25 protein-coding genes and 1 pseudogene are annotated in these 25,905 nt (G+C 69.6%); 14 read left to right on the forward strand and 12 right to left on the reverse strand.

Features of this window, described 5'->3' with window-relative positions; all coding sequences use genetic code 11:
• Nucleotides 1-96: 96 nt before the first annotated feature.
• From ACK4JY_RS09690 to ACK4JY_RS09700, 3 genes are read right to left on the reverse strand one after another with little or no spacing between them, the layout of a single operon-like run.
• Nucleotides 97-1,848, reverse strand: a complete 1,752-nt coding sequence (locus tag ACK4JY_RS09690) for a 2-oxo acid dehydrogenase subunit E2 (RefSeq protein ID WP_409605108.1) — start codon at nt 1,846-1,848, stop codon at nt 97-99.
• Nucleotide 1,849: 1 nt separating this feature from the next.
• The gene (locus ACK4JY_RS09695; RefSeq protein WP_409605154.1) at nt 1,850-2,920 is read right to left on the reverse strand and encodes an alpha-ketoacid dehydrogenase subunit beta; all 1,071 of its coding nucleotides are present in this window, start codon (nt 2,918-2,920) and stop codon (nt 1,850-1,852) included.
• A gap of 59 nt (nt 2,921-2,979) precedes the next feature.
• Nucleotides 2,980-4,212, reverse strand: coding sequence for a 3-methyl-2-oxobutanoate dehydrogenase (2-methylpropanoyl-transferring) subunit alpha (locus tag ACK4JY_RS09700; protein WP_409605110.1), 1,233 nt, complete (start codon nt 4,210-4,212; stop codon nt 2,980-2,982).
• A gap of 144 nt (nt 4,213-4,356) precedes the next feature.
• On the opposite strand from ACK4JY_RS09700, the gene ACK4JY_RS09705 reads away from it, so the two are divergent.
• The 4 genes from ACK4JY_RS09705 to ACK4JY_RS09720 all read left to right on the forward strand — a co-directional run bounded on the left by ACK4JY_RS09705 (nt 4,357) and on the right by ACK4JY_RS09720 (nt 8,425).
• Nucleotides 4,357-4,845 (forward strand): Lrp/AsnC family transcriptional regulator, encoded by a 489-nt coding sequence (locus tag ACK4JY_RS09705; RefSeq protein WP_409605112.1) that lies wholly within the window; start codon nt 4,357-4,359, stop codon nt 4,843-4,845.
• Nucleotides 4,846-4,882: 37 nt separating this feature from the next.
• Entirely contained in the window at nt 4,883-5,824 is a 942-nt protein-coding gene (locus tag ACK4JY_RS09710) for a pirin family protein (protein WP_409605114.1), read from the forward strand.
• Nucleotides 5,825-5,870: 46 nt separating this feature from the next.
• Complete coding sequence (locus ACK4JY_RS09715) at nt 5,871-6,857, forward strand: LLM class flavin-dependent oxidoreductase (protein WP_409605116.1); 987 nt, start codon at nt 5,871-5,873, stop codon at nt 6,855-6,857.
• A 95-nt stretch (nt 6,858-6,952) separates the two neighbouring features.
• Nucleotides 6,953-8,425 carry a S41 family peptidase gene (locus ACK4JY_RS09720; protein WP_409605118.1) on the forward strand — a complete coding sequence of 491 codons (1,473 nt, stop codon included), beginning with the start codon at nt 6,953-6,955 and terminating at the stop codon, nt 8,423-8,425.
• Here the strand turns inward: ACK4JY_RS09720 and ACK4JY_RS09725 are convergent.
• The gene (locus ACK4JY_RS09725; RefSeq protein WP_409605120.1) at nt 8,422-9,393 is read right to left on the reverse strand and encodes an alpha/beta fold hydrolase; all 972 of its coding nucleotides are present in this window, start codon (nt 9,391-9,393) and stop codon (nt 8,422-8,424) included. The genes ACK4JY_RS09720 and ACK4JY_RS09725 overlap by 4 nt on opposite strands.
• A 103-nt stretch (nt 9,394-9,496) precedes the next feature.
• On the opposite strand from ACK4JY_RS09725, the gene ACK4JY_RS09730 reads away from it, so the two are divergent.
• Nucleotides 9,497-10,528: a phytase gene (locus ACK4JY_RS09730; RefSeq protein WP_409605122.1), complete on the forward strand. Its 1,032-nt coding sequence runs from the start codon at nt 9,497-9,499 to the stop codon at nt 10,526-10,528.
• On the opposite strand, the gene yihA is transcribed toward ACK4JY_RS09730, so the two are convergent.
• The 4 genes from yihA to rpmH all read right to left on the reverse strand — a co-directional run bounded on the left by yihA (nt 10,525) and on the right by rpmH (nt 13,642).
• A complete protein-coding gene (gene yihA, locus ACK4JY_RS09735) occupies nt 10,525-11,166 on the reverse strand; it encodes a ribosome biogenesis GTP-binding protein YihA/YsxC (protein WP_409605124.1) in 642 nt (213 codons plus the stop codon). The genes ACK4JY_RS09730 and yihA overlap by 4 nt on opposite strands.
• Nucleotide 11,167: 1 nt before the next feature.
• A complete protein-coding gene (yidC, locus tag ACK4JY_RS09740) occupies nt 11,168-12,967 on the reverse strand; it encodes a membrane protein insertase YidC (protein ID WP_409605126.1) in 1,800 nt (599 codons plus the stop codon).
• Nucleotides 12,968-12,972: 5 nt separating this feature from the next.
• On the reverse strand, nt 12,973-13,377 hold the full coding sequence (gene rnpA / locus ACK4JY_RS09745; protein WP_409605128.1) for a ribonuclease P protein component: 405 nt from the start codon (nt 13,375-13,377) through the stop codon (nt 12,973-12,975).
• Between the two features lie 130 nt (nt 13,378-13,507).
• On the reverse strand, nt 13,508-13,642 hold the full coding sequence (gene rpmH, locus ACK4JY_RS09750) for a 50S ribosomal protein L34 (protein ID WP_123288089.1): 135 nt from the start codon (nt 13,640-13,642) through the stop codon (nt 13,508-13,510).
• A gap of 119 nt (nt 13,643-13,761) precedes the next feature.
• Between rpmH and ACK4JY_RS09755 the strand changes: the two genes are divergently transcribed.
• The 6 genes from ACK4JY_RS09755 (at nt 13,762) to ACK4JY_RS09780 (ending at nt 19,689) form a co-directional block, all read left to right on the forward strand.
• Nucleotides 13,762-14,487 carry a TVP38/TMEM64 family protein gene (locus ACK4JY_RS09755; protein ID WP_409605130.1) on the forward strand — a complete coding sequence of 242 codons (726 nt, stop codon included), beginning with the start codon at nt 13,762-13,764 and terminating at the stop codon, nt 14,485-14,487.
• 40 nt (nt 14,488-14,527) lie between these two features.
• On the forward strand, nt 14,528-15,988 hold the full coding sequence (locus tag ACK4JY_RS09760) for a sensor histidine kinase (RefSeq protein ID WP_409605132.1): 1,461 nt from the start codon (nt 14,528-14,530) through the stop codon (nt 15,986-15,988).
• A gap of 64 nt (nt 15,989-16,052) precedes the next feature.
• Nucleotides 16,053-16,544, forward strand: coding sequence for a hypothetical protein (locus ACK4JY_RS09765; RefSeq protein WP_409605134.1), 492 nt, complete (start codon nt 16,053-16,055; stop codon nt 16,542-16,544).
• A 6-nt stretch (nt 16,545-16,550) separates the two neighbouring features.
• Complete coding sequence (locus tag ACK4JY_RS09770) at nt 16,551-17,372, forward strand: cytochrome b/b6 domain-containing protein (RefSeq protein WP_409605136.1); 822 nt, start codon at nt 16,551-16,553, stop codon at nt 17,370-17,372.
• Nucleotides 17,369-18,127, forward strand: coding sequence for a molybdopterin-dependent oxidoreductase (locus ACK4JY_RS09775; RefSeq protein ID WP_409605138.1), 759 nt, complete (start codon nt 17,369-17,371; stop codon nt 18,125-18,127). Before ACK4JY_RS09770 ends, ACK4JY_RS09775 begins: the two co-directional genes overlap by 4 nt.
• Nucleotides 18,124-19,689, forward strand: a complete 1,566-nt coding sequence (locus ACK4JY_RS09780; RefSeq protein WP_409605140.1) for a carboxylesterase/lipase family protein — start codon at nt 18,124-18,126, stop codon at nt 19,687-19,689. The genes ACK4JY_RS09775 and ACK4JY_RS09780 overlap by 4 nt, the downstream gene beginning before the upstream one ends.
• Nucleotides 19,690-19,804: 115 nt before the next feature.
• On the opposite strand, the gene ACK4JY_RS09785 is transcribed toward ACK4JY_RS09780, so the two are convergent.
• The 3 genes from ACK4JY_RS09785 to ACK4JY_RS09795 all read right to left on the reverse strand — a co-directional run bounded on the left by ACK4JY_RS09785 (nt 19,805) and on the right by ACK4JY_RS09795 (nt 22,644).
• Nucleotides 19,805-20,839, reverse strand: coding sequence for an oxidoreductase (locus ACK4JY_RS09785; RefSeq protein WP_409605156.1), 1,035 nt, complete (start codon nt 20,837-20,839; stop codon nt 19,805-19,807).
• Nucleotide 20,840: 1 nt separating this feature from the next.
• Complete coding sequence (locus ACK4JY_RS09790; protein WP_409605142.1) at nt 20,841-21,896, reverse strand: ribonucleotide-diphosphate reductase subunit beta; 1,056 nt, start codon at nt 21,894-21,896, stop codon at nt 20,841-20,843.
• A gap of 172 nt (nt 21,897-22,068) precedes the next feature.
• A complete protein-coding gene (locus tag ACK4JY_RS09795) occupies nt 22,069-22,644 on the reverse strand; it encodes a YqaA family protein (protein ID WP_409605144.1) in 576 nt (191 codons plus the stop codon).
• A 153-nt stretch (nt 22,645-22,797) separates the two neighbouring features.
• On the opposite strand from ACK4JY_RS09795, the gene ACK4JY_RS09800 reads away from it, so the two are divergent.
• The 3 genes from ACK4JY_RS09800 (at nt 22,798) to ACK4JY_RS09810 (ending at nt 25,788) form a co-directional block, all read left to right on the forward strand.
• Nucleotides 22,798-23,235 carry a VOC family protein gene (locus tag ACK4JY_RS09800; RefSeq protein ID WP_409605146.1) on the forward strand — a complete coding sequence of 146 codons (438 nt, stop codon included), beginning with the start codon at nt 22,798-22,800 and terminating at the stop codon, nt 23,233-23,235.
• A 49-nt stretch (nt 23,236-23,284) separates the two neighbouring features.
• Entirely contained in the window at nt 23,285-23,857 is a 573-nt protein-coding gene (locus ACK4JY_RS09805; RefSeq protein ID WP_409605148.1) for a DUF6655 family protein, read from the forward strand.
• Nucleotides 23,858-23,946: 89 nt separating this feature from the next.
• On the forward strand, nt 23,947-25,788 hold the full coding sequence (locus ACK4JY_RS09810; RefSeq protein WP_409605150.1) for a DUF885 domain-containing protein: 1,842 nt from the start codon (nt 23,947-23,949) through the stop codon (nt 25,786-25,788).
• Between the two features lie 24 nt (nt 25,789-25,812).
• Here ACK4JY_RS09810 and ACK4JY_RS09815 read toward each other — a convergent pair.
• Nucleotides 25,813-25,905, reverse strand: a pseudogene (locus tag ACK4JY_RS09815) (IS5/IS1182 family transposase); the annotation flags it as partial.

The following is a 25,905-nucleotide window of genomic DNA, read 5'->3' on the forward strand; positions in this document are numbered from 1 at the left end:
TGGGGTTACGGCGCCAGGGCCGTCCGGCGCCGTAACCCCACATCCGACGGGGCTCCGCCCCGCCACCTTCTCCCTAAGGGAGAAGGGAAGGCACGGTCACCCCATCCACAGCGTCGCGGGATGCTCCAGCAGGCCCTTGATCCGCTGCACGAACACAGCCGCGTCGTGGCCGTCGACGATGCGGTGATCGAAGCTGGAAGACAGGTTCATCATCTTGCGCACGACCATCTGGCCGTCCTTCACGACGACCCGCTCGGCGATCTTGTTGGGGCCGACGATGGCGACCTCGGGGTGGTTGATGATCGGGGTGTGGACGACCCCGCCCAGGGTGCCCAGCGAGGTGATGGTGATGGTCGAGCCGCTGAGTTCGTCGCGGGTCGCCTTGCCGGACTTGGCGGCGCTGGAGACGCGGGCGATCTCGGCGGCCGTGTCGTAGGGGTCGCGGGCCTCGGCGTGGCGCACCACCGGGACCATCAGGCCGTTCGGCGTCTGGGCGGCGATGCCGAGGTGGACGGCGGCGTGGGTGATCAGGACGCCGCCCTCGTCGTCGTAGTGCGAGTTGATCGTCGGCTGGTCGCGCAGGGCGACGACGATGGCGCGGGCGATGAACGGCAGGACGTTCAGCTTGGGCTGGTCGCCCTTGCGGTTGGCGTTGAGGTGGGCGCGGAGCTCCTCAAGGGCCGTGACGTCGATCTCCTCGACATAGGTGATGTGGGGGATGCGGCGGACGCTGTCCGCCATCTTCTCCGCGATCTTGCGGCGCAGGCCGATGATGCGGGTTTCCGTGGTTCCCTCGGCGCGGGCGTAGGTGGAGGCGTTGGATGATCCGAGAGCGGACGATCCGCTGGAGCCCTGGGCGACATAGGCGTCGAGGTCCCCGTGTTCGATGCGGCCGGCCGGGCCGGAACCGGGCACGAACTGCAGTTCGACGCCGAGCTCGCGGGCGCGGTTGCGCACGGCGGGAGAAGCGAGCGGGCGTTCGCCGCGGGCGGAGAGGGTGCGGGCCTTGCCCCCCTCCCCCGCTTCGCGGGTACTCCCCCCTGTGGGGGGAGAATGAGGAGCCGCCGGCGGCGGGGCCATTCCTACCCCATCGGGGGTGGAGGAGAGGTCGGCGGAGCCGGCCTGACGACCGGACCGCGCTTGCGCGGTGGAGGGGGCCGGTGCGGGCGCGGAGCCCTGATTGCCCTTGCCCTCGACCTGGAAGCTGACCAGCGGCCCGCCGACGGCGATCTGCCGGCCCGCCTCGCCGTGCAGGGCGACGACGGTTCCGGCGACCGGCGAGGTCAGTTCGACGGTGGCCTTGTCGGTCATGACCTCGGCGAGAAGCTGGTCCTCGGCGACGACGTCGCCGATCGCGACGTGCCAGCCGACCAGCTCGGCCTCGGCCGTGCCTTCGCCGACGTCGGGCAGTTTGAAGACGTGGTTTCCGGGGGATGCGGCGACGGGCGCCCCTCCACCAGCCTTCGGCTGGTCCCCCTCCCCACTGCGTGGGAAGGAGACGGAAGCGACGACGGCGGCCGTCTCCTCCCCGTCCGCGCTTGCGGATGGGGAGGGGGACCGCGAAGCGGTGGAGGGGCTGTCGGCGACAGCACTGGCGTTCCCCGCCCCCTCGACCTCGAACTCCACCAGCGGCGAGCCCACGGCCAGCTGCTGGCCCGGCTCGCCATGCGCGGCGAGCACCTTGCCGGCCACAGGCGAGGTCAGCTCCACCGTCGCCTTGTCGGTCATTATGTCGGCGATGATCTGGTCCTCGGCGACCGTGTCCCCGACCGCGACATGCCAGGCGACCAGTTCGGCCTCGGCCGTACCCTCGCCGACATCGGGCAGTTTGAAGACGTAACGACCCATCTCAGCGCCCTCCGGTCATGACGGCCTTCAGGGCCGTGGCGACCCGCTCGGGTCCCGGGAAATATTCCCACTCGAAGGCGTGCGGATAGGGGGTGTCCCAGCCGGTCACCCGCGCGATCGGCGCCTCGAGATGGTAGAAGCAGCGCTCCTGGACGAGGGCGCTGAGTTCCGCTCCGAACCCGGAGGTTTTCGGCGCCTCGTGGACGATGACGCAGCGGCCGGTCTTCCTGACGCTGGCCTCGATGGTCTCGATGTCCAGCGGCACGAGGGTGCGCAGGTCGATGACCTCGGCGTCGACGCCGGCGTGTTCGGCGCCGGCGAGGCTGACCCAGACCATGGTGCCATAGGCGAGGATGGTGACGTCGGCGCCCTCGCGCATGATGCGCGCCTTGCCGATCGGCTCGACGTATTTGCCGGTCGGGACCTGGGCCAGTTCCTGGGCCTTCCACGGCGAGACCGGCTTCTGGTGCCAGCCGTCGAACGGGCCGTTGTAGAGGCGTTTGGGCTCGAAGAAGATGACCGGGTCGTCGTCCTCGATGGCCGCCGTCAGCAGGCCCTTGGCGTCATAGGGGTTGGACGGGATGACGACCTTGAGGCCCGCGATGTGGGTGAACAGGCTCTCGGGCGACTGGCTGTGCGTCTGGCCGCCGAAGATGCCGCCGCCATAGGGGCTGCGCACGACGATCGGCGAGGTGAACTGGCCGGCCGAGCGGTAGCGCAGCTTGGCCGCCTCCGAGACGATCTGGTCGTACGCCGGGTAGATGTAGTCGGCGAACTGGATCTCGACGACCGGGCGCAGACCATAGGCGCCCATGCCGATGGCGGCGGCGACGATGCCGCATTCGCTGATCGGGGCGTCGAAGCTGCGGGTCAGGCCGTGCTTCTGCTGCAGCTGATCGGTGACGCGGAAGACGCCGCCGAAATAACCGGCGTCCTCGCCGAAGCTGAGGACATTGGGGTCCTCGGCCATCTTGACGTGCAGGGCCGAGTTCAGCGCCTGGATCATGTTCATCGGCATGACGGCGGCGGCGGTGGGCGCCTCCGACTTCGGGGCGTTGTTCTGGTCGACCATGTCGGGCTCGACGCCGTCGACGCGGTCGGAGGCGGTGAAGGTGGTTTGCTCGCTCATGGTCAGACCCCCACCTCGCGGCGCTGTTCGGTGATGCGCCAGTCGTCGGTGGCGTAGACCTCCTCGAACATGGTCTTCACCGAGGGGCGCGACTGGCCCAGGGTGCCGATGGCCTCGGACTCCTTGCCGGCGGCGCGGACCTGGTCGACGGCCTCGGCCTCGGCGGCCGTCTGCTGCTCGTCGGACCATTCGCCGAGGGCGATCAGGTGCTGTTTCAGCCGGGCGATCGGGTCGCCGAGCGGCCATTTGTCGTGCTCGTCGGCGGGGCGGTAGCGGCTGGGATCGTCCGAGGTCGAGTGGGGCGCGCCGCGGTAGGTGAACAGCTCGATGACCGTCGCGCCCTGGTTGGAGCGGGCCCGCTCCTCGGCCCACTGGGTCGCGGCCCAGACGGCGAGGAAGTCGTTGCCGTCGACGCGCAGGGCCGGCAGGCCGTAGCCGATGGCCTTGGAGGCGAAGGTGGTCTCCAGCCCGCCGGCGATGCCCTGGAAGGAGCTGATGGCCCACTGGTTGTTGACGATGTTGAGGATCACCGGGGCGCGATAGACGCTGGCGAAGGTCAGGGCGTTGTGGAAATCGCCCTCGGCCGTGGCCCCGTCGCCGATCCAGCTGATGGCGATCTTGTCGTCGCCCTTGTAGGCGCTGGCCATGGCCCAGCCGACCGCTTGAGGAACTTGCGTGCCGAGATTGCCGCTGATGGTGAAGAAGCCGTAGTCCTTCGCCGAATACATGATCGGCAGCTGGCGGCCTTTGATCGGGTCTTCGGCGTTGGAATAGATCTGGTTCATCATCGTCGCCAGCGGATAGCCGCGCGCGATCAGCAGGCCCTGCTGGCGGTAGGTCGGGAAGCCCATGTCCTCGCGCGACAGGATCATGCCCTGGGCCACGGCGATGGCCTCCTCTCCGGTGCATTTCATATAGAAGCTGGTCTTGCCCTGACGGTGGGCGCGATGCATCCGGTCGTCGAAGGCGCGGGTCAGGATCATGGCCTTGAGGCCCTTGCGCAGGGTGTCGGCGTCCAGCCTGGGATTCCACGGCCCGACGGCCTGGCCGGCGTCGTCGAGCACCCGGATCAGGCGGAAGGCGTGGTCGCGCATGTCGAATGGCGCGGTCGCGACCTCGGGGCGTTCGACGGCGCCCGCCGGGTCCAGCTTCAGATGGCTGAAATCCGTCGGATCGCCCGGCCGGCCCGAAGGCTCCGGCACGCGCAGCGACAAACGTTGGCTGTTCTTCGTCATTCCGTCCTGCCGTCCGGTTGATCCGACCGCGTTTCCTGCGAGCGATTTAGCACGAGGCGCCCGGCAAGGCTCGCCTGAATTTGACCTTGCACTGTGCGGATCGGAGGTATTTTATTGCGTCATAATAAGAACCGGAGGAACGCCTTGGCTGATGACCTGGATCCCGTAGACGCCCGAATTCTGGACATCCTGCAACAGGACGCAGGGCTGTCGGTCGCCGAGGTGGCCGAGCGCGTCGGCCTGTCGGCCTCGCCGTGCTGGCGCCGGATCAAGAGACTGGAGGATACCGGCTTCATCCGCAAGCGGGTGACCCTGCTGGACGCCGCCAAGCTGGGCCTCGATTTCGAGGTCTACGCCATCGTCAAGCTGAACCTGCCGTCGACGGACAATTTGAACGTCTTCGAGGCCGCTGTCGCCAACTGGCCGGAGGTGGTGCAGTGCGCCACCATCACCGGGCGCGAGGACTATGTGCTGCGGATCATCACCTCCGACATGCACGCCTTCGACCTGTTCCTGCGCGAGAAACTGCTCAGCCTCGGCATCGTCTCGGACTGCGAGAGCCACATCGTCACCCGCGGCGTGAAGAATGTGACCTCCCTGCCTCTTGGCATCATCACCCCGCACGTCGGATAGTCCGGTTCGGCGCGCGCGGCGCCGTGGGGGATTCGACATGATCGAAATGGTGATCGACGCCCGGCGCAAGGATCTCGGCGGTTTCGAGGTCGGCCGGGTGCTGCCGTTCCACGCCAGGCGCATGGTCGGGCCGTTCATCTTCCTCGACCAGATGGGGCCGGCCGAGTTCGCGCCGGGGGCCGAGGCGATCAATGTTCGGCCGCATCCGCACATCGGCCTGTCGACCCTGAGCTATCTGTTCGAGGGCGAGATCATGCACCGGGACAACACCGGCGCGACCCAGGCCATCCGCCCGGGCGAGGTCAACTGGATGACCGCGGGCAAGGGCATCGTCCATTCCGAACGGACCGATCCGCTGAAGAAGAGCCAGGGCGGGCGGATGCACGGCATGCAGGCGTGGATCGCCCTGCCGGAGGAGGCCGAGGAGGTCGATCCATCCTTCCATCACCACGGCGAGGAGGGCCAGCCGGCCTATGAAAACGGCGGCCTGTTCGCGCGGCTGGTGGCCGGCGAGGCCTATGGCGCCAGGGCGGCCGCGCCGGTGTCGTCGCCGCTGTTCTATGTCCACTGGGATCTGGCCGAGGGGGTGCGCACCACCCCGCCGCCAGGCCGGGGCGTCGCCGGCGGCTATTCGGAGCGGGCCCTGTATGTGGCGAAGGGCGAGATCGAGGTCGGCGACCGCGTCTTCCACGAAGGCCAGATGATCGTGCTGGAGCCGACGGCCGAGCCGACGGTGCGGGCGCTGCGGCCCTCGTCGGTCATGGTGCTGGGCGGCGAGCCGGTCGGACCGCGGCTGATCTGGTGGAATTTCGTCCACTCCAAACAGGAGCGGATCGATCAGGCCAAGGCCGACTGGCAGGCCGGCCGGATGCGTCTGCCGACCGAGGACGACATCGAATTCATCCCCCTGCCCGACGTGCCGTCGACGCCCGAACCGGCCCCGGCGGCCACGAAGCCGGAGCCGACCCACCCGGTCTGAGCCGAGCGGGTCTTGAATCGCAACGGCCTGACCCGATCTAGGGGCCATGACCGCATTTTCCGTTCTCGACCTGTCGCCCATCGTCGAGGGCGGCGACGCCCGACGCGCCCTGCTGGAGACCACCGCCTTCGCCCAGGCGGCGGACCGGCTGGGCTTCAACCGCTTCTGGGTCGCCGAGCACCACAACATGCCCGGCATCGCCAGCGCCGCGACCGCCATCGTCATCGGCCAGATCGCCGGGGCCACCGAACGGATCCGCGTCGGCTCGGGCGGGGTCATGCTGCCCAACCACCCGCCGCTGGTGATCGCCGAACAGTTCGGCACGCTGGAGGCGCTGTATCCGGGCCGGATCGATCTGGGCCTCGGCCGGGCGCCCGGCACGGACGGCGAGACGGCCAAGGCGCTGCGTCGCTATTTCTCGGCCGCCGACCAGTTCCCGCGCGACGTGATGGAATTGCAGGCCTTCCTCGATGATCCGGTCCCGGGCCAGCGCGTTACGGCCTGGCCCGGCGCGGGCGCCAAGGTGCCGATCTGGCTGCTGGGCTCGAGCCTGTTCAGCGCCGAACTGGCCGCCCATCTGGGCCTGCCGTTCGCCTTCGCCAGCCATTTCGCGCCCGAGCTGCTGATGCAGGCGCTGCAGACCTATCGCGCCGGCTTCCGGCCGTCGAAAGCGCTGGCCGAGCCGTACGCCATGGCTGCGATCAACGTCTTCGCCGCCGAGGACGACGCGGCGGCCCTGCGGCTTTCGACCTCCATGCAACAGGCCTTCGCCGCCGTGGTCACCGGCATGCCGGGCAAGGTCAAGCCGCCGGTCGACGACATCACCCGGGTGCTGGACGCGCGCCAGATCGCGGCGGTGCAGAGCCGGCTGACCTATGCCGCCATCGGCGGGCGCGAGACGGTGCGCGACAAGCTGGCCGCCTTCGCCGGCCAGACCGGCGTCGACGAGGTCATGGTCACCGGCATGGTGTTCGACCTCGACGACCGCATCCGCAGCCTCGAGATCACCGCCGAGGCGGTGAAGGGGCTGTAGGCGAGGCCGCCTGAAGCGCGGGCCGCCATTACCAATCCTTAAATGGTGAAGCTTGGTCCGGCGGGGCATACGGCGAGCAGATCAGGAGCTCCGCCATGCGCCTTGCCGCTGTCGTCCTCGGGTGTGCGCTCGCCGCCGGCCCCGCCGCCCTCGCCCAGACCGCGCCCGCCGCGCCGCCGGCCTTCGACTCGGCCGGATGGGTCGCCGACCTCGAACAGGTGCGGCAGGCGATGTCGTCCCACTACGCCAATCTGGAATGGGCCGCGACCGAGCGGGAGGCGCCGCTGGGCGCCCTGTTCGCCACGGGCGGTCAGCGGCTGGCCGCGGCCCGCCACGAGGCCGAGGCGCGCGAGGTGTTCGAGCGGCTGGAACGCTATCTCGGCGACGGCCATGTCGACTTCGTCTGGCCCCGGGCGGGCGCGCCGGGCCCGGCGGCCGGCGCCCCGGAGGCCGACACGCGCCCGCCGTGCGAACGACTGGGCTTCCGCGCCGACCCGCGGGACGGCGGCGCCGTCGCCACCCGCCTGCCCGGCTATCGCCCGCTGGACGGCGAAAGCGGCTTCCCCGCCGGCGTCGTCGAGGTCGACGGCCAGACGGTCGGCGTGATCCGCATCGCCCTGTTCTCGCCGCAGGCCCATCCGACGGCCTGCGCGGCGGCGCTTGCGGAGCTGAGGCCCGCCGGCGAGCCGTGCGACGAGGCCTGCGCGGACCGGCTATGGACCCTCGCCGCCGACCGGGTGACGGCAGACCTTTCGGACCGGCTGCGCGCGCTGAAGGCGGCCGGCGCCACGAGTTTGATGGTCGATATCGCCGGGAACGGCGGCGGGACGGAATGGGTCGAGGCGGTGGCGCGGATCGTGACGCCCGTCCCGCTGCGCTCGGCGCGGGTCGGCTTCGTGCGTCATCCCCACTGGGTCGAGGCCTTCGCCGATGGGGAGCGACGCATGCGCGAGGCGGCGGTGGGCCAGCCGGCGGCAGACCGCGCCCGGCTGGAAGGCTATGCCGCGGCCTATGCGGCGGCCCGGGCGCAGGCGGAACAGCCGTGCGATCCCGCGCCCCTGTTCGAGGGTCAGACCCTCGACTGCGAATGGCTGGGCCGCGGCGACCTGTACAGCACCGGCCCGATGGCGGCGCTCGACCCGGCGATCATCGGCAAGCCATGGGCGGCCGAGGTGTTCACGCCGCTGGCCTTCGCCTTCGAGCCCGGGGTCTGGCGCGGGCCGCTGGTCGTTCTGGTGGACGGCGCGACGGCCTCGGCCAGCGAGGAGTTCGCCGCCCTGCTGCAGGACAACCAGGCGGCGATCATTCTCGGCGCGCCGACCGTCGGGGCCGGCTGCGGGCATACGCGCGGCGGCATCGATGTGGTGCTTCGGCACAGCGGGGCCACCCTGCGCCTGCCCGACTGCGCCCGCTTCCGGGCCGACGGGAGCAATGAGGTGGCGGGGATCGATCCGGACGTGCTGATCGGCTTCCGCCAGAACGACGGCCCGACGCGGCGCGTCAAGCGGCTGGCGGCGGCCCTGCCGGTCGCGATCGACCGGGCGCAGCGGCAGGCGGCTGACCGCTAGGCCGGCAGGCCGCGCAGAAACTCCAGCAGCCGCCGGTTCACCTCGTCGGGCCGTTCCTGCTGCAGCCAGTGGCCGGCGCCGGGGATGACGTCCTGCATGCGCAGATCGGGGATCCAGTCCTTGAGCCCGGCCTCGTGCTGACCTGAATAGTTCCGCACCGGATCCCGCTCGCCGACGACGAAGGCGGCCGGGACCGTGATGCGGGCGTCCTGCAGGAAGGCGGTCGCGGCCCAGTTGGCGTCGAGCCGGCGGTACCAGTCCAGCGGGCCCTTGAAGCCGCCGGCGGAGAAGGCGGCGACATATCCGGCGAAATGCGCCTCGCCCATCCACGGCGGCAGGGTCGCGTCGTCGGGGACGACGGAGATGAAGTCCTCGCCCTCGGGGATGAAGCCGGTCGACTGGCGCTCGTCGGGGGTGGCGCCGTCGTAGCCGTAAAAGCCCTTGCGCAGGGCCGTGGCCGGATCGGCGTCGAAGGGTTCGTGGGCGTCCGCCGCCTGGAAACGGCTGATGTAGAGATCGCCGCGCCCCAGCCGTTTCGAGATCGCCGCCATGGCCGGCGTCGGCGGCCCCTTGGCCCGGCGCGGCTGGAACGGCACCGACAGGCCGAAGACCGCCCGGAAGAGGTCCGGCCGCAGCAGGGCGCAGTGCCAGGCCACCGGCGCGCCCCAGTCGTGGCCGACGACGACGCACGACGTCTCGCCCAGCGCCCGGACCAGATCGACCATGTCGCCGACGAGGTCGAGGATGCCGTAGGCGTCGGTCCCGGCCGGCTTGTCGGTCCCGCCATAGCCGCGCATGTCCGGGGCGACGGCGTGATAGCCGGCGTCGGCGAGCACCTGAACCTGGGCGCGCCAACTGATCGACAGCTCGGGAAAGCCGTGGATCAGCAGCACCAGCGGACCGGAGCCGGCCTCGAGGATGTGCTGGGTCAGGCCGTCGGTCTGGAGGAGGCGCGTCTGTGAGGTCATGCCCAAGGGTGCACCACCCCGCCGATCCCGCAAGGTCTGACCGGGGCGCGGTTGTCCATCCGGACAAATCAGGGCTGAGTGACGCATCGCCGGAGCGCCACCTGTGAAGACCTTTCTCGCGACAATCCTCTGCGCCCTGCTGCTCGCCTCGTGCGCCAGCCTCCCGCCGCCGGCCACCGTGATCTCGGGTTCCGAAACGGTCACACCCAGGGGAAGCCAGGACCGGGTCACAGGCGCGGCCATCTGGTCCGGGGGCCTCGGCAACGAGCCTGGCATGGCTCGAGCGGGTTTCGTGGCCAGCGCGGCGCGCTCGGAGAGCCTGATCATCCATGACTTCGAGGGGGCGATCCTTCAAAGGGTCCCCGGCGCGCCCCTGAGCGATCTTGAAGTCGCCGTGCTCCCTCTTGAGGACAGCTATGCCGTGGTCGTGGCCGGAACGCGACGCAGGTCCGGCCGGACCAGCATCGCCTTGTTCCGGCTTGATCGCGGAGCGGACCAGATGGTTCGAACCTGGGGAGAGGTCGGCACGGACCTGGGCGAACCCGCTGGGTTCTGCATGAGGCAGTGGCGCGGCGTCCTTCAGGCCGTAGTCGTGGACCGCCGCGGCGAGGCCCGGCAGTTCACCGTGACGCAAGATCCCTCAGGCGAGCCCGCGCTCACGGAGACGCGGCGCTTCCGGGTCGCCGGGGCCGGACAGGGTTGCGCCATCGATCCCGGCGGCCGCATCTTCTTCAGCCATGCGCGTCAAGGATTCTGGGCTTATCCGCTTGATCCGGACGCCAGCGCGCCGCCGATCCGGATGATCGCCCCGACGCCCCGCAACGCTCCCCGCAGTACCGGCGTGTCGTTCCTGCACCGCGATTTCGGGGGTTATCTGGCCAGTCTGGACCAGGATGCGGCCGGCTTCTCCGTGTGGCGGATCCAGCGACAGGATCTGGCCTGGGTCGGCCGGTTCCGGGTGCTGGACGGACCCGGTGGACGCCCGGTCCGAAGCCTTGGCGGGATTGACGCCTATGGGGATGACATCGGCCCCTTCAAGGAAGGGCTTGTCGTTGTTCAGGACGAGGCGAACGATGGCCCGCCGAACCTGAAATTCGTCGACTGGTCCGCCGTCAGGATCGCGCTGGGCCTCTAGAGCTCGACGCCCGTCGTGCGCATGATCTCGGCGCGCAGCTCGGGCATGCCGTCGCCCTTTTCGGCCGAGGTGACGATGACCGCCGGATAGGCGGCGCCGCGCTTGGAAACGCCCTTCAGGGTCGCCGCCTGGACCTTTTCGGCCTCGCCCTTCTTGAGCTTGTCGGCCTTGGTCAGGATGATCTGATAGCTGACGGCGGCCAGATCCAGCGCGTCCAGCGCCTCGTCGTCGACCTTCTTGAGCCCGTGACGGGCGTCGATCAGCAGATAGACCCGCTTCAGCGTGACCCGACCGCGCAGATAGTCGCGGCCGAGGTCCTGGAATTTCTTCACCGTCGATTTCGACGCCTTGGCCCAGCCGTAGCCGGGCAGGTCGACCAGCCGCAGCTTGCCGTCGAGATCGAAGAAATTGACCTCGCGCGTGCGGCCCGGCTCGTTCGAGGCCCGGGCCAGCTTGTGCATGCCGACCAGGCCGTTGATCAGGCTGGACTTGCCGACATTGGACCGGCCGGCGAAGGCGATCTCGGGCAGGTCGGGATCGGGCAGTTGCTCGATCTTGGCCGCGCCCATGACGAAGGTGGCCGGGCGCGCGAACAGGATGCGCGCCTGTTCCAGCTGCTCGGGCGTGAAATCGTCCAACTCAGGCCTTCGCCGTCTTCATGCGGGCGATGAATGTGTCGATCGGGTTCTCGGCCTTCAGCCGGTGCATGATGATGTACTGCTGCAGGATGGTCAGGATGTTCGACCAGGCCCAGTAGATCAGCAGGCCGGCCGGGAAGGTGGCCATGATGAAGGTGAAGACGATCGGCATCAGCTGGAAGATGCGGCGCTGCATCGGATCCGGCGCCTGGGGGCTCATCGCCATCTGCAGCCACATGGTCAGGCCGTAGAAGATAGCCAGGACGCTGAGCGCGAAGGTGCCGCCCAGCATGCCGCCGATCAGCGGCGCCGCGGACGGGTCCCACGGCAGCAGGCCGAACAGGTTCCAGATGGTGGTCGGGTCGGGCGCCGAGAGGTCCTGGATCCAGCCGAAGAAGGGCTGGTGCCGCATCTCGATGGTCACGAACAGCATCTTGTAGACAGCGTAGAAGACCGGAATCTGGAGCAGCAGCGGCAGACAGCCGGCCAGAGGATTGATCTTCTCCTTCTGGTACAGGGCCATCAGCTCCTGCTGCTGTTTCTGCGGCTCGTCCGGGTGCTTCTTCTTGATCTCCTCCATCTTGGGCTGGAGGTTGCGCATCTTCGACATGCTCTCGTAGCTCTTGTTGGCGAGCGGGAACATGATCAGGCGCACGACCAGGGTCAGGGCGAGGATGGCGAGGCCGAAATTGCCCAGGATGCCGTAGAAGAATTCGATGACGATGAAGATCGGCCGGGTCAGGAACCACAGGAAGCCCCAGTCGATCGCATAGATGAAGCGCGGCAGGTCGAGGCTGTCCTGATAGCCGGTCAGGATCTCGGCGCGCTTGGCGCCGGCGAACAGCCGGCGGGTCTCGGTGATCTGGGTGTTCGGCTGGATGGTGTGGGCCTCGCCCAGCATGCCGGCGATGTGGGCCCGGTCGGCCGGCTCGCCCGGGCCGCTGACGCGGAACTCGGCCTTGATGCGCTCGTCCTGCGCCGGGATCAGGGCGGCCATCCAGTATTTGTCGGTGATGCCCAGCCAGCCGCCGACGGACTCGCGTTCCTCGGGGCCGTCGTTCTTGGCCCAGCCGCCGTATTTGAGCTGGGTCGTCGAATAGGCCTCGCCGTCGCCGAAGGTGCCGATGGCGCCCTCGTGCAGGACCTGGTTCTTGCCGAGACTGGCCGGCACGCCCTGCCGCAGGACGGCGGCGGCCGGGGTCAGGGTCACCGGCTGGGCGCTGAAGTTGGCGACCGTGTCGGTGATGGTGAACAGATACTGGTCGTCGATGCTGACCTGCCGCGTGAAGCGCAGACCGGCGCCGTTGTCCCATGTCAGCACCACCGGGGTGGTCGGCGTCAGGGTGGAACCCCCGGTCAGCCGCCACGGCGTCGAGGGGCCAGGAACGCCGCCCGGGATGTTGGGGCCGCTCCAGCCAAACTGGGCGAAGAAGGCGTGCTGCATGCCCTCGGGGCGGAACAGTTCGACGGCGGGGGAGTCGGCGTCGATGGTCTCGCGGTAACGGGTCAGGAACAGGTCGTCGATGCGGCCGCCGGTCAGCGACAGCGAGCCGGTCAGGGTGCCGGTGCGGATCGGCACCCGCGCCCCGCCGCCGAGGGCGACGGTGCGGTCGGTGGTGAAGACGGCGGCGCTGGCCGGCGGGGCGGTGCTGGGGCCGGTCGCCGAAACGGCCGCGGACTCCTGGGCGACACGGCGCTTCTGCGCCTGCGGCTCCATCACGAAATAGCTGTAGGCCAGCAGCATGAGGCCCGCGATCACGACGAAGAGGATCGTGTTACGGCTGTTGTCGTGGGGGGGCATGGAGATCAGGAATCCTGGCCGGCGGGCGATGTCGGTGCGTGGGGCGCGACATGGGGCGCCGGCCGCGGGGTCGCGAGCCTTGTAAGCGCCGATTTCACATCGTCAAGCAAACGGTCCCACGGACGGTCCGCCGTGCCCATCCGGGCGATGAAGACATAGTCGCTGCCGGGCCGGGCCAGCAGGGGGGCCATCGCCCGCGCGGCCTCCCTGAGGCGGCGCTTGGCGCGGTTGCGGATGACGGCGTTGCCGACCTTGCGGGTGGCGGTGAAACCCAGCCGCACCGAAGGATCGCCGTCGCCGCGGTCCAGCCGCTGCACGACCACGGCGCCGCGGGCCTCTGAAACGCCCTTCGCGGCCGCCAGAAACTGGGGCCGCGACGTCAGGCGTTCGATTTTGAATGTCTGCTGCATATTCCTCCCCCATTGGGGGAGGGGGACCGCGAAGCGGTGGAGGGGGTTAACCGCATCCACCGAATCCGGGTCAGGCCCCCTCCACCATGCTTCGCATGGTCCCCCTCCCCCGAAGGGGAGGAATGGAAGGTCAGGCCGTCAGGCGCTTGCGGCCCTTGGCGCGGCGGCGCTGGACGATCTTCTGTCCGTTCTTGGTGGCCATCCGCGAACGGAAGCCGTGTCGGCGCTTGCGCACGAGTCGCGACGGCTGATAGGTCCGCTTCACGTTCGGCTCCTGGGACTGAAATCAAGGTGGGCGGCGGAAAGTGGTCCGTCGCGGGAAGGGCGGGCGTATAAGCGGGGAAGCCCGGGGTGTCAACGCCGCGGGGCGTCAGCGGAGAGACCATGGACCGCGTCAAACGCTTCCTGCCCCTGATCGCGCTGGCCTGCGTCATCATACTGATCTTCGCCATGGGCTGGAACCGCTACCTGTCGCTGGACACCCTGCGCGACCACGGCCAGACCTTCCGCGACTTCACCGCCGACAACTATCTGGTCAGCCTGCTGATCCTGATGCTGCTGTTCGCCACCCTGACGGCCAGCGTCGTGCCCGGGGTCTTCTTCCTGACCATCACCGCCGGCTATCTGTTCGGACCGTGGGTCGGCGGGGTCGCCACCGCCATCGCCGCCACCGGCGGGGCGCTGGTGGTCTATGCCGTCACCCGGTCGGCGCTGGGGGCGGCGCTGCGCCAGAAGGCCGAGCGCGACGCTGGCCTGATGCAAGCCGTGTGCACGGCGATCGACCGCGACACCTTCTGGTACGTGCTCGGCGCCCGCCTGGCGGTGGTGGTGCCCTTCCACATGATCAACATCGCCGCCGGCATGATGGCCGTGCGCCTGCCCCCCTATGCCGCCGCCACGGTGATCGGCCTGCTGCCGGCGCACATCATCTACTGCTGGATCGGGGCGCGGCTCAGCACCCTGCTGGCCAACGATCCGAATCCGGACTTCCAGGCCCTGTTCGGCCAGTTCTGGGCGCCGATGGCGGGGGTGTTCGTGCTGGCGGTGGTCCTGCCCTTCGCCATGAAGGCCGCCCAGGCGGCGATGAAACGGCGGGGGCGGCCCTCGTGACGGTCGCAGCCATTGGCCCAGGCCTTGCGTTGGAGCCCGCATGAGCGAGGGGCGGCCCCTGTTGCGCGATGTCGGACAGCGCCTGCGCCTGCCCGCCGACTGGCGCGAGCGGCTGGGCTTCCACGCGCCCGACGCCCTGGCGTGGCGGCTGCTGCTGCTGACCTTCCTGTTCACCGTGGTGGTCGAGATCCTGATCATCGCCCCCAGCGCCGCCAGCTTCCACGAGCGCTGGCTGCTGGACCGGCTGCAGTCGGCCGAACTGGCCTCGGTCGGGGTCGAGGCCCTGCCCTATTCCGCGGTCGAGGACGACGTCGCCGAACAACTGCTGGCCATCGGCGGGGTGCAGGCGGTGGTGGTCGGCGACCAGGGCGTGCGGCGCTTGCTGCTGCAGGCCCCCAACCTACCGCGCACGCCCGATCTGATCGACCTGCGCCAGAACCGGCCGGTGGCCCGGTTAATCGACCCGTGGCGGACCCTGGTCGGCCACCCGGACCGCTCGGTGCGGGTCCAGGCCCGGCCACGCTACCGCTCGGGCGACTTCATGGAGATCCTCGCCCCGGCCCAGCCGCTGAAGCTGGAGCTGCAGACCTATCTGCTGAACAGCCTGCTGATGTCGCTGATGATCTCGCTGGTGGCTGGCGGCCTGCTGTACGGCGGCCTCGCCTTCCTCGTGCTGCAGCCGCTGCGGCGGGTGACGCGGTCGATCGAGCGTTTCGCCCTCGACCCCGAGGCCGAAGGCGATCCGCCCAGCGACCGGCACGACGAGATCGGCCGGGTCGAGCGCGAACTGGCCCGCATGCAGGGCGAGGTGCGCCAGTCGCTGCGCGCCCGGGCCCGGCTGGTGGCGCTGGGCGAGGCGGTGGCCAAGATCAACCACGATCTGCGCAACATGCTGACCTCGGCCCAGATCGCCTCCGAGCGTCTGGCCGATTCACCCGATCCACAGGTGGCCAAGGCCCTGCCGCGGCTGGAGCGGGCGCTGGGCCGCGCCGCCGCCCTGTCGCGCAATGTGCTGGAGTACGGCCGCAGCGAGGAGCCCGAGCCGCAACTCAGCCGCTTCGCCCTCGGACCCGCCGTGGCCGCCGCCGCCGAGGACTCCGGCCTGTCCGACGAAGGGGTCAAGCTGGCTCGCGCCATCCCGGCCCGCTTCACCGTCAACGCCGATCCCGACCAGCTGAACCGCATCCTCGTCAATCTGATGCGCAACGCCCGTCAGGCGATCGAGGGCGACGCCACCCGGGTCGGTCGTCCGGGCGTGATCAAGGTCAGCGCGGGGCAGGAGGACGGCGTCGTCGTCATCCGCATAACCGACAACGGGCCGGGCATTCCGCCGCGCCTGTCCGAACGCCTGTTCGAACCCTTCGTCAGCGGCCGCAGCTCGGACGGCACGGGTCTGGGTCTGACCATTTCGCGCGAGCTGGCGGTCAGCCACGGCGGCGAGCTGGTGCTGGTCGACACCGGCCCGGGCGGCACCCGTTTCGAACTTCGCCTGCCCGACTAAACCCGCGCCAAATCCGGCCGTCGACGTTATCCTGCCCGGACCGTCGCCCCCGAAGGAGCCCGTGATGATCCGTCCGACCCTGAGCGCCGCCCTCGCCCTGACGCTGGCCGTCGCCCCGGTCGCGGCGCAGACGACGCCCCAGACAGCGCCCCGGACAGCGCCCAGCACGCCGCCGCCGCCCGCCTCCACCGTGCAGCACGGCTCGGCGGAATGGCTGCAGCAGCGCGGCGAGATCTACGGACAGGCCTCCGACGCCGAACAGGATCCGGCCGAACTGGCCGCCACCGCCCGCCTCAACGCCGAGATCGCCGCCCGCCTCGCCGCCGCCGAGGAGGAGGAGGCCGCGGCCCAGTCCGCCTACAACGCCGAGAACGCCCGCTGGCGCGAAGAGAGCGCTCGGCTGGAGACCGAGCGGGTGCAGTGGGAGGCCAACGCCGCCGCCGCCAATGCCGCGCGCGAGCAATGGGAGCGGGACAACGCCGCCTGGGCCGCGGAAATGGAGGCCTGCCGCCGCAGCGGCCGCGTCTGCATCGCCTCGCCCCCGCCCTGGCCCTGATCGCTCATGACCGCCGCCGAGCCACCCCCTGATCCCGTCGTCGACGCCCGCTTGAGCCGCCACGCCGACCGGCCGCTGCACGACGGCCGCGTCGCGGTCTGGCGCCATCCCGCCGCCGTGCGGATCACCCACTGGCTGAACGTGGTCGCCGTGGTGGTGCTGCTGATGAGCGGGCTGAACATCCTCGCCGCCCATCCGCATCTGTACTGGGGCATCCGCTCGACCTTCGCCGATCCGTGGCTGAGCACGCCGACGGTCCCGGACTGGTTGCTGATCCCCCAAGGCCGCAACCTCGCCGAGGCGCGCAACTGGCATTTCCTGTTCGCCTGGATCTTCGTCGCCAACGGCCTCGTCTATCTGGTCTGGGCCGTGGTCTCCGGCCGCTTCCGGCGCCGGCTGTGGCCCACCGGGGCCGAGCTGCGCGGCTTCTGGCCGTCGGTGAAGGAACACGCCCGCTTCCACTTCCCGGCCGACGACCACGCCCGCGCCTATAACGTCATCCAGAAGCTGACCTATCTGGCCATGGTGCTGGTCATCCTGCCGCTGATGCTGATCACCGGCCTGTCGATGTCGCCCGCCTTCAACGCCGTCGGCGGGCTGCTGCTGGAGCTGCTGGGTGGCCGGCAGTCGGCGCGGACGCTGCATTTCATCTCCGCCGGCCTGATCGTCGGCTTCATCGTCGTCCATGTCGGGCTGGTGATCTGGACCGGCTTCCTCAACAATATGCGGGCGATGATCACCGGCTGGTTCGTGATCCAGCCGCCGGGCTCCACGGCCGGGCCCAGACTGCGGCGCAAGCCGCCGACCGATGCGGGAGACGCCCCATGAACCGCCGCCGCTGGCTGACCGGCGCCCTGGCGACCGCCGCCGCATCGCTGGTCAGCGCCTGCGGCGAGGCCAGCTGGCGGCTGTCGGAACAGGCGCGGCGCATGGGCGAGGGGCTGACGCGGCGGGCCCAGCGGCTGCTCATCCCGCGCGACGCCCTGGCCCCGACCTACAGCCGGGCCGAGATCTCGCCCGACTTCCGCGCCAACGGCTCGATCGATCCGGCCGCGCCGGACTATCTGGCGCTGAAGGCCGAAGGATTCGCCGGCTACCGGCTGGTCGTCGACGGGCTGGTGGAACGACCCCTGTCGCTGAGCCTGCCCGAGCTGCGCGCCCGACCCTCGCAAACCCAGATCACCAAACACGACTGCGTCGAGGGCTGGACCGCCATCGCCGAATGGACCGGGGTGCGGCTGGAGACCCTGCTGGACGAGGCAGGCTTGAAGCCCGAGGCCAAATACATCGTCTTCCACTGTTTCGACGCCCTCGATCAGCAGCCCGACGGCGAGCGCTATTATGAGAGCATCGACCTGATCGACGCCGGACACCCGCAGACCATCCTGGCCTATGAGATGAACGGCGAGACCCTGCCGGTGCCGCACGGGGCGCCGCTGCGGCTGCGGGTCGAGCGCCAGCTGGGCTACAAACACGCCAAATACATCCGCCGCATCGAGGCGGTGGAAAGCTTCGCCCACATCGGCCGGGGCAAGGGCGGCTATTGGGAAGACCGGGGGTACGAGTGGTACGCGGGCATATGATCCATCCAACCAGACGCGCGCTCGGCCTCGGCGCCGGCGCGGCCGTACTGCTTTCCGCCGGCTCCGTGAGGGCCGCCCGGTCGACCCCGGCGGCGCTGACGACGTCCGGCCCGGTAACCGGTGTCACCGACGACGGCGTCGCCGTGTTCCGGGGCCTTCCCTACGGCGCCGACACCGGCCCGAGGCGGTTCCTGCCTCCGGTTCCGCCGACGCCCTGGCGCGAGCCGCGCCCGTGCCACAGCTATGGCCACGCCGCCCCTCAGCGCAGCGACGAGCCCGACCAGTCCGAGGACTGCCTGTATCTGAACGTCTGGACCCCGGGGACGGACCGCGCCCGGCGGCCCGTGCTGGTCTATATCCACGGCGGCGCCTATGCGAACGGGTCCGGGTCCAGCCCGCTGTACGACGGCGTGCGACTGGCGCGGCGCGGCGACGTGGTGGTGGTGACGGTCAACCACCGCCTCAATGCCCTCGGCTACGGTTATCTGGCGCGACTCGCCGGGGGGTTCGGCGACAGCGGCAATCTGGGTCAGCTGGACCTGATCCTCGCCCTAGAATGGGTGCGCGACAATATCGCGGCCTTCGGCGGCGACCCGGGCTGCGTCACCGTCTTCGGCCAGTCGGGCGGCGGGGCCAAGATCGCCACCCTGATGGCCATGCCCGCCGCCGCCGGCCTGTTCCACCGCGCCGCGACCATGAGCGGCCAGCAGGTGACCGCCTCGGGCCCGCTGAACGCAACCCAACGGGCCGAGGTCTGGCTGGCGGCCCTGGGGCTGACGCCGGAGCGGATCGACGAGGTCCGCGCGATGCCGGTCGAACGGCTGATCGAGGCGTCGGGGGCGACCGATCCGATCCTCGGCGGGTCGCTGTATTTCGGTCCGGTGCTGGACGAGCGAAACCTGACCCGCCACCCGTTCTGGCCCGACGCCCCGGCGCAGTCCGCCCACATCCCGATGATGATCGGCAATACGCGGGAGGAGACCCTCGCCTTTCTCGGCGCCGACCCGGCCAACGCCGGCCTGACATGGGAGGCGCTGCCCGGCCGCCTGACCCCGGCGCAGATGCGCATTGACGTGGCCCCCGAGACCGTGGTCGCCTGGTACCGCCGCGAACATCCCGAGCTGAGCCCCGATCAGGTGCTGATCCGGGCGACGACGGCGGCGCGGTCGTGGCGGGCGGCGGTGATCGAGGCGGAGATGCGGGCGGCGCAGGGCTCGCCCGCCTTCGTCTATCAGCTGGACTGGCCGGCGCGGCTGGCCAACGGCCGGACCGGGGCCTTCCACACCTCGGACATTCCGCTGATGTTCGACACCCTGTCGGCCGAGGGCTCGGGCGCGATCGGGCCGCGGGCGCAGGGCATGGCCGACGTCATGAGCGAGGCCCTGCTGGCCTTCGCCCGCACCGGCGATCCGAACCACGCCGGCCTGCCGGTGTGGACGCCGTATTCGCTGGCGCGGCGCGAGACGCTGGTGATGGACCTGCCGCCGCGGATGGAGAACGACCCGCGCGGCGACGAGCGGCGCTTCTTCGGGCGCATTCCCTATATCCAGCCGGGGACCTGAGGGGCGTCACGGACCGATGTCCCGGTTGTCCCCGGTGTCGCGGTTGTCCCGGGCGGCGGTGTCTTGCTTGTCCCGCCGCGAATGTCCCGGTCGGATTGGGCCCGGTTCGCGCCGGTCAGAGCGCCACTTCGGCCCGCCGCCGGTCGCTCTCGATCCCGGCTTCCAACACCGCCATGACCGCCAGCGCCTCGGCCGGCGGAACCGGGTTCGGACCGCCGTCGGCGAGAGCGGCGGCTACGGCGTCGTAGAAGGCGAGGTAGTCGCCTGGCGGGCCCGGAACGGTCTCGCGGCGCCCGGACGCCCCGTCGACGCGGACCGCAGGCGCGGGATCGACGCCCCAGCCCGGCCCGCCGACCGGCAGGCCGGCCTTGAGCTGGTCCTCCTGCACGTCGAGGCCGGACTTGAGCCAGCTGGCGCGGGCGCCGTGGACGGCGAAGCGGATGTCGGGCGCCGGGGTGGTCATGTCGGCGTGCAGGATCACCCGCCTGTCGGCGTAGCGCAGCACCGCATGGGCCCAGTCGATCGCCCGTCCGCCCTCGCGCAGCACGGCGAGGTCGCAGGTCACGCCCAGCGGCCGGCCGAACAACACCAGCGCCTGATCGATCAGATGCGGCCCAAGGTCGTGCCAGATGCCGCCGCCGGGTTCGTCGCGCTCGCGCCAGCGGTCGCGCACCTCGGGCCGGAAGCGGTCGAAATGGCTCTCGAAGGTCTGGACCGAACCGAGCCGGCCGCTGGCCAGCTCGGCCTTCAGCGCGAGGAAGTCGGCGTCCCAGCGGCGATTGTGGAAGACCGACAGCAACAGGCCCAGGGCCTCGGCCCGGGCGGCCACGGCGCGGGCTTCGGCCAGATCGAGGGCGAAGGGCTTGTCGATCACCACCGCCTTGCCGGCGTCCAGCGCCGCCAGCGCCTGTGGCGCGTGCAGGGCGTTGGGGGTGGCGATGACCACCAGGCCGATGGCGGGATCGGACAGGGCCTCGTCCAGCGTCGCCGCCGGCCGCGCGTCCGGCCAGACCGCGGCGAGGGCTTCGGCCTGACTCGTGACCACCGTATGCAGCCGCAGGCCGGCGCAGGCCGAGATCAGCGGCGCGTGGAAGGTCTGGCCGGCGTAGCCGAAGCCGACGAGCGCGACGTTGACGGGGGCGGCCGCCAGATCAGGCCTCCGCGCCCTCGGCCCGCTTCTTCATCAGGGCGTCGAAACTGCCCCAGACGCCCTCGGCGCCGTGCCACGAGCCGGTGGTGGCGGCCTTGGAGTATTCGGTGGCGCGGGCCTCGAAGAAATTGGCGTGCTCGACACCCGACAGCAGCGACTGCAGCCACGGCAGGGGGTTTTCCTTGACCCCGTAGATCTCGGGCAGGTGTAGCTGGCGCAGGCGCCAGTCGGCGATGAAGCGGATGTACTGTTTGATGTCGTCCGGCGTCATGCCGTTCACCGGGCCCATTTCGAAGGCCAGGTCGATGAACCGGTCTTCCATCTCGACCACGGTGCGGCAGCAGTCGACGATGTCGGCGGCGACCTGCGGCGTGACCGCGCCCGTCTCCTTGTTGAAGGCGTGGTACAGCTTGATGATGCCGTCGCAGTGCAGGCTCTCGTCGCGCACCGACCAGCTGACGATCTGGCCCATCCCCTTCATCTTGTTCTGGCGCGGGAAATTCATCAGCATGGCGAAGCTGGCGAACAGCTGCAGCCCTTCCGAGAAGCCGCCGAACATGGCCAGGGTGCGGGCGATGTCGCCGTCGGTCTCGACGCCGAATTTCCCCATGAAATCATGCTTGTCGCGCATGGCCTCATATTCCATGAAGGCCCCGAATTCGCTCTCCGGCATGCCGATGGTCTCGAGCAGCAGGGCGTAGGCGGCGATGTGGATGGTCTCCATGTTGGCGAAGCTCGCCAGCATCATCTTGACCTCGGTCGGTTTGAACACCCGACCGTATTTTTCCATGTAGTTGTCCTGCACCTCGATGTCGGCCTGGGTGAAGAAGCGGAAGATCTGCGTCAGCAGGTTGCGCTCATTGTCGGTCAGATTGACCGCCCAGTCCTTCATGTCCTCGCCCAGCGGCACCTCCTCGGGCATCCAGTGGACCTGCTGCTGCTTCTTCCACATGTCGAAGGCCCACGGATAGCGGAACGGCTTGTAGGCCGCCGACGGCGTCAGCAGGCCGGCGGTCGTGGCGCCTTTGGGGGTCGGGATCGGGGCGTGCGCGTTCATCGAAGCAACTCTGTCGGCGAATCCGGAAGGTGGTTCACCATGCGACTCCGGAGGCCGGGCGCCAAGCTGCAATACGGCTATATTGCGATCACTTTTTTTGCGACCGCTACATGTAGTAGGCGGGCCCACGATATCTGGGGAGGAAGCTGGGGATCGACCGCGGACGCCGCCGTCAGATCAGCTTCACCGCCACGACGGCGCCGACCAGCACGACGATGCCGATGATGCTCCACATCGCCAGCCGCTTCTCGACCATGGCCAGCATGGAGGGACCCCAACGCTTCAGCACCCAGGCCTCGGCGAAGAAGCGCCCGCCGCGGGTGATGGCGCACAGGGCGACGAAGAGCGGGAAGTTGAACTGGAAGATGCCCGAGGCGATGGTGATCAGCTTGAACGGGATCGGCGTCAGGCCCTTGATCAGGATCACCCAGGCGCCGTGCTGCTGGAACAGGGCCTTGGACGCCTCGAAGGTGTCGGCCTTGCCCAGCCACGACAGGATGGTCATGCCGACGTCGGTCAGGAAATAGCCGATGGCGTAGCCGAGGATCGCGCCCAGCACCGAGGCGACGGTGCAGACGCCGGCGTAGAAATAGGCCCGGTCCGGCCGCGCCAGGATCATCGGGGCCAGCATCACGTCGGGCGGCACCGGGAAGAAGGAGCTCTCGGTGAACGACACCACCGCCAGAGCCGGCGTGGCGTGTTTGCTGCGGGCGAGCGAGAATACCCAGTCGTAAAGCTTGCGAAGCATGCGAGTCCCGGTGGCGGCCCATGGGGGCGACGGAGCCCCCGGCTCTAGCAGGCGGCGACCGCCCGTGCACCTGTCGAAACAGGGCGTGAGTCGCCGACGCGGCCATCGGTCGCTATAGAGGCCGCCTCCCCTCTCCCCCCGGGACTGAAGATCATGCGCTATCTGCACACCATGGTCCGCGTGACGGACCTCGACGCATCGTTGCGCTTCTACGACCTGCTGGGTCTGCAGGAGGTGCGGCGGATGGAGAATGAGGCGGGGCGCTACACCCTGGTTTTCCTCGCCGCCCCCGCCGACCGCGACCGTTCGGCGGCCGAACGCTCGCCCGAGGTCGAACTGACCTTCAACTGGGATCCGGAAGTTTACGACGGTGGCCGCAATTTCGGCCATCTGGCCTACAAGGTCGACGACATCTACGCCGCCTGCCAGCGGCTGATGGACGGCGGCGTGGTCATCAATCGCCCGCCGCGGGACGGAAACATGGCCTTCGTCCGCTCGCCGGACGGCATCTCCGTCGAACTGCTTCAGGAGGGCGCGGCCCTGCCGCCCGCCGAACCGTGGGCCTCCATGCCCAACACCGGGAGCTGGTAAGCTGAGACTCCTGACCCTCGCCCCGGCGGCCGCGCTGAGCCTGTCGCTTGTGGCGGCCTGCGCTTCGACCTCCGAGACCTATCCCTCGCGCACCGCAACGGAACAACTGCTGGTCGCCCGCGCCGCCGACCGCGCCGTCGAGGGCCTGACCCTGCCGATCCCCAAGGGCGCCCGGGTATTCATCGACGATGCATACTTCCGCGCCGAAAACGCGCCCTATGCGGTCAGCGCGATCCGCTCGGCCCTGTCCGAAGCCGGCTATTTCCTCGCGGCCTCGAAGGCCGAGTCCGAGGCGGTGCTGGAGCTGCGCGCCGGGGCCCTGTCGCTGGAGCAGATGCGCCGCGTCTTCGGCATTCCCGAGATGCGCATCCCGATCAACGACACCTTCAACGTCGTCTCGGTGCCCGAACTGTCGGTCTACAGCCGCCGCGACCGGGTCGGCGTGGCGGAGTTCTCGGCCTTCCTCTACGAGCCGAAAACCGGCGCCCCGCTCGGCGCCGTCATGCCGATGACCGGCGAATTCCGCATCCGCAGCCACAAGCTGTTGATGATCGTCGCCTGGGGCCAGCAGAGCGTCGAGCCCGGCGAACGCGACCCGGGCGACAGCTGGCGGGAGTTCTAGGACGAACCGCAAGTCCTGACGCCACCGTAACTTGCGCGCCGGACCGCGAGCGCCGATGGTCCCGGGCTGAAGTTTCCGGGAGGGTTTCCATGCGTCGTCTGCTCGTTTCCACCGTCTGCGCTGTCGCCGTTCTGGCGGGCGCGCCCGTCGCGGTTCTGGCCCAGGAGGCCGCGGCTCCGGCGGCGGCGGCCCAGAGCGAGGACGCGCGGCTGGCGGCCTTCTTCGAACAGGCGTTCCAGGAGCGGATCGCCCTGTCGCCGCAGTCGATGACCTCGCTGGGCATCAAGCGCGACTATGACAAGCTGGACGAGGTCACCGACGCCGCGGCCGAGCGCGGGCTGGCGCTGATGGAGCGGCAGGTCGCGCAGCTGAACGACCAGTTCAATCCGCAGGCGCTGAGCGACGAGAGCCGGATGTCGTGGCGGCTGTTCGAATACGGCGTCGAACAGGCGCGGCTGTCCAACCGCTGGCGCGACTGGGGCTATCAGTTCGCCGCCAACGGCAATCCTACCACCGGCCTGCCGGCCTTCCTGATCAACAACCACCGCGTCGACAGCGTCGGCGACGCCGAGGCCTATGTCTCGCGCCTGAAGGACTCCGAACGGGTCATGGGCGAGATCGCCGCCGAACTGCGCCAGCGCGCGGCGGCGGGGGTGATCTCGCCGAATTTCGTGTTCGAGCCGTCGATCGCCAACACCCGCAACATCATCGCCGGCGCGCCGTTCGACGACGCGGCCGACAATCCGGTCTGGGCCGATTTCCAGAAGAAGGTCGCGGCGCTGACCGCCGATCAGGTCGAGAAGGACCGGCTGCTGACCGAGGGGCGCGCGGCCCTGACCGGTGAGTGGAAGCGCGGCTATGAGCATGTGCTGACGGCCCTGGTCGAGGTGCAGCAGCAGGCGGCGGCCATGCCGGACCGTGACGGCGGCGTCTGGCGGCTGCCTGACGGCGAGGCCTATTACAACGCCCGCCTGCAGCTCTCGACCACCACCGACCTGACGGCCGACCAGATCCACCAGATCGGTCTCGCCGAGGTGGCGCGGCTGCAGGGCGAGATGCAGACGATCATGGACCAGGTCGGGTTCGAGGGCACGTTGCAGGAGATGTTCGCCCTGCTCAAGACCGATCCGCGCTTCCAGTATCCAAACACGCCGGAGGGCAAGGAGCAGTATCTGAGCGACAGCCGCGCCTTCATCGCCCAGGTGATGGCGGTCGCGCCGCAGTGGTTCAGCGACCTGCCCGAGGCGGCGCTGGAGGTGCGGGCCGTCGAGGCGTGGCGCGAGGCGACGGCGTCGATCGCCTTCTACTATTCCCCCGCCCCGGACGGCTCGCGGCCGGGCATCTATTACGTCAACCTGTCGGACATGACCCAGGTGCTGAAGCCGCAGATCGAGGGCATCAGCTACCACGAGGGCGCGCCGGGCCACCATTTCCAGATCGCCTACGCCCAGGAGATGCAGGGCCTGCCGTCGTTCCGGCGCTTCGGCGGCTACGGCGCCTACGCCGAGGGCTGGGGCCTGTACGCCGAGCGGCTGGGCAAGGAGATGGGCTTCTACCAAGACCCCTATTCGGACTTCGGCCGGCTCTCGACCGAGCTGTGGCGGGCGGTGCGGCTGGTGACCGATACGGGGCTGCACGCCAAGCGCTGGAGCCGCGAGGACGCCATCGCCTATTTCCGCCAGAACTCGCTGCTGAGCGAGCGCGACATCGTCAAGGAGGTGGAGCGCTACATCACCAGCCCGGGCCAGGCGACCAGCTACAAGATCGGCGAGCTGAAGATCATGGAGTTGAGGCAGAAGGCGCAGACCGCGCTGGGCGAGCGGTTCGACATCAAGGACTTCCACGCCGTGGTGCTGGGCTCCGGCTCGGTGCCGCTGGACGTGCTGGAGGATCAGGTGGACGCGTGGATCGCGGCGGGGGGCGTAAACTAGGGGCTAGGGGCTAGGGGCTAGGGGCTAGGTTCTGGACTCATAAGCCCTGAGCCAGAGGCGTGTTGAGGCGAGCAGGACGGCGGCGAGGAAGTTGCGGGCCAGCTTGTCGAAGCGGGT

The sequence above is a fragment of the Brevundimonas sp. genome (genome assembly GCF_046295595.1).
GTDB lineage: Bacteria > Pseudomonadota > Alphaproteobacteria > Caulobacterales > Caulobacteraceae > Brevundimonas.

Excerpts from the sequence above, each read along its gene's own strand:
- ACK4JY_RS09790 (WP_409605142.1), bottom strand. The coding sequence starts at position 21,896 with ATGAACGCGCACGCCCCGATCCCGACCCCCAAAGGCGCCACGACCGCC.
- ACK4JY_RS09710 (WP_409605114.1), top strand. The coding sequence starts at position 4,883 with ATGATCGAAATGGTGATCGACGCCCGGCGCAAGGATCTCGGCGGTTTC.
- ACK4JY_RS09800 (WP_409605146.1), top strand. The coding sequence starts at position 22,798 with ATGCGCTATCTGCACACCATGGTCCGCGTGACGGACCTCGACGCATCG.
- rnpA (WP_409605128.1), bottom strand. The coding sequence starts at position 13,377 with ATGCAGCAGACATTCAAAATCGAACGCCTGACGTCGCGGCCCCAGTTT.
- ACK4JY_RS09795 (WP_409605144.1), bottom strand. The coding sequence starts at position 22,644 with ATGCTTCGCAAGCTTTACGACTGGGTATTCTCGCTCGCCCGCAGCAAA.
- ACK4JY_RS09810 (WP_409605150.1), top strand. The coding sequence starts at position 23,947 with ATGCGTCGTCTGCTCGTTTCCACCGTCTGCGCTGTCGCCGTTCTGGCG.
- ACK4JY_RS09780 (WP_409605140.1), top strand. The coding sequence starts at position 18,124 with ATGATCCATCCAACCAGACGCGCGCTCGGCCTCGGCGCCGGCGCGGCC.
- ACK4JY_RS09690 (WP_409605108.1), bottom strand. The coding sequence starts at position 1,848 with ATGGGTCGTTACGTCTTCAAACTGCCCGATGTCGGCGAGGGTACGGCC.
- ACK4JY_RS09760 (WP_409605132.1), top strand. The coding sequence starts at position 14,528 with ATGAGCGAGGGGCGGCCCCTGTTGCGCGATGTCGGACAGCGCCTGCGC.
- ACK4JY_RS09715 (WP_409605116.1), top strand. The coding sequence starts at position 5,871 with ATGACCGCATTTTCCGTTCTCGACCTGTCGCCCATCGTCGAGGGCGGC.
- yidC (WP_409605126.1), bottom strand. The coding sequence starts at position 12,967 with ATGCCCCCCCACGACAACAGCCGTAACACGATCCTCTTCGTCGTGATC.
- ACK4JY_RS09725 (WP_409605120.1), bottom strand. The coding sequence starts at position 9,393 with ATGACCTCACAGACGCGCCTCCTCCAGACCGACGGCCTGACCCAGCAC.
- ACK4JY_RS09775 (WP_409605138.1), top strand. The coding sequence starts at position 17,369 with ATGAACCGCCGCCGCTGGCTGACCGGCGCCCTGGCGACCGCCGCCGCA.
- ACK4JY_RS09695 (WP_409605154.1), bottom strand. The coding sequence starts at position 2,920 with ATGGTCGACCAGAACAACGCCCCGAAGTCGGAGGCGCCCACCGCCGCC.
- ACK4JY_RS09755 (WP_409605130.1), top strand. The coding sequence starts at position 13,762 with ATGGACCGCGTCAAACGCTTCCTGCCCCTGATCGCGCTGGCCTGCGTC.
- ACK4JY_RS09720 (WP_409605118.1), top strand. The coding sequence starts at position 6,953 with ATGCGCCTTGCCGCTGTCGTCCTCGGGTGTGCGCTCGCCGCCGGCCCC.
- ACK4JY_RS09765 (WP_409605134.1), top strand. The coding sequence starts at position 16,053 with ATGATCCGTCCGACCCTGAGCGCCGCCCTCGCCCTGACGCTGGCCGTC.
- ACK4JY_RS09770 (WP_409605136.1), top strand. The coding sequence starts at position 16,551 with ATGACCGCCGCCGAGCCACCCCCTGATCCCGTCGTCGACGCCCGCTTG.
- ACK4JY_RS09700 (WP_409605110.1), bottom strand. The coding sequence starts at position 4,212 with ATGACGAAGAACAGCCAACGTTTGTCGCTGCGCGTGCCGGAGCCTTCG.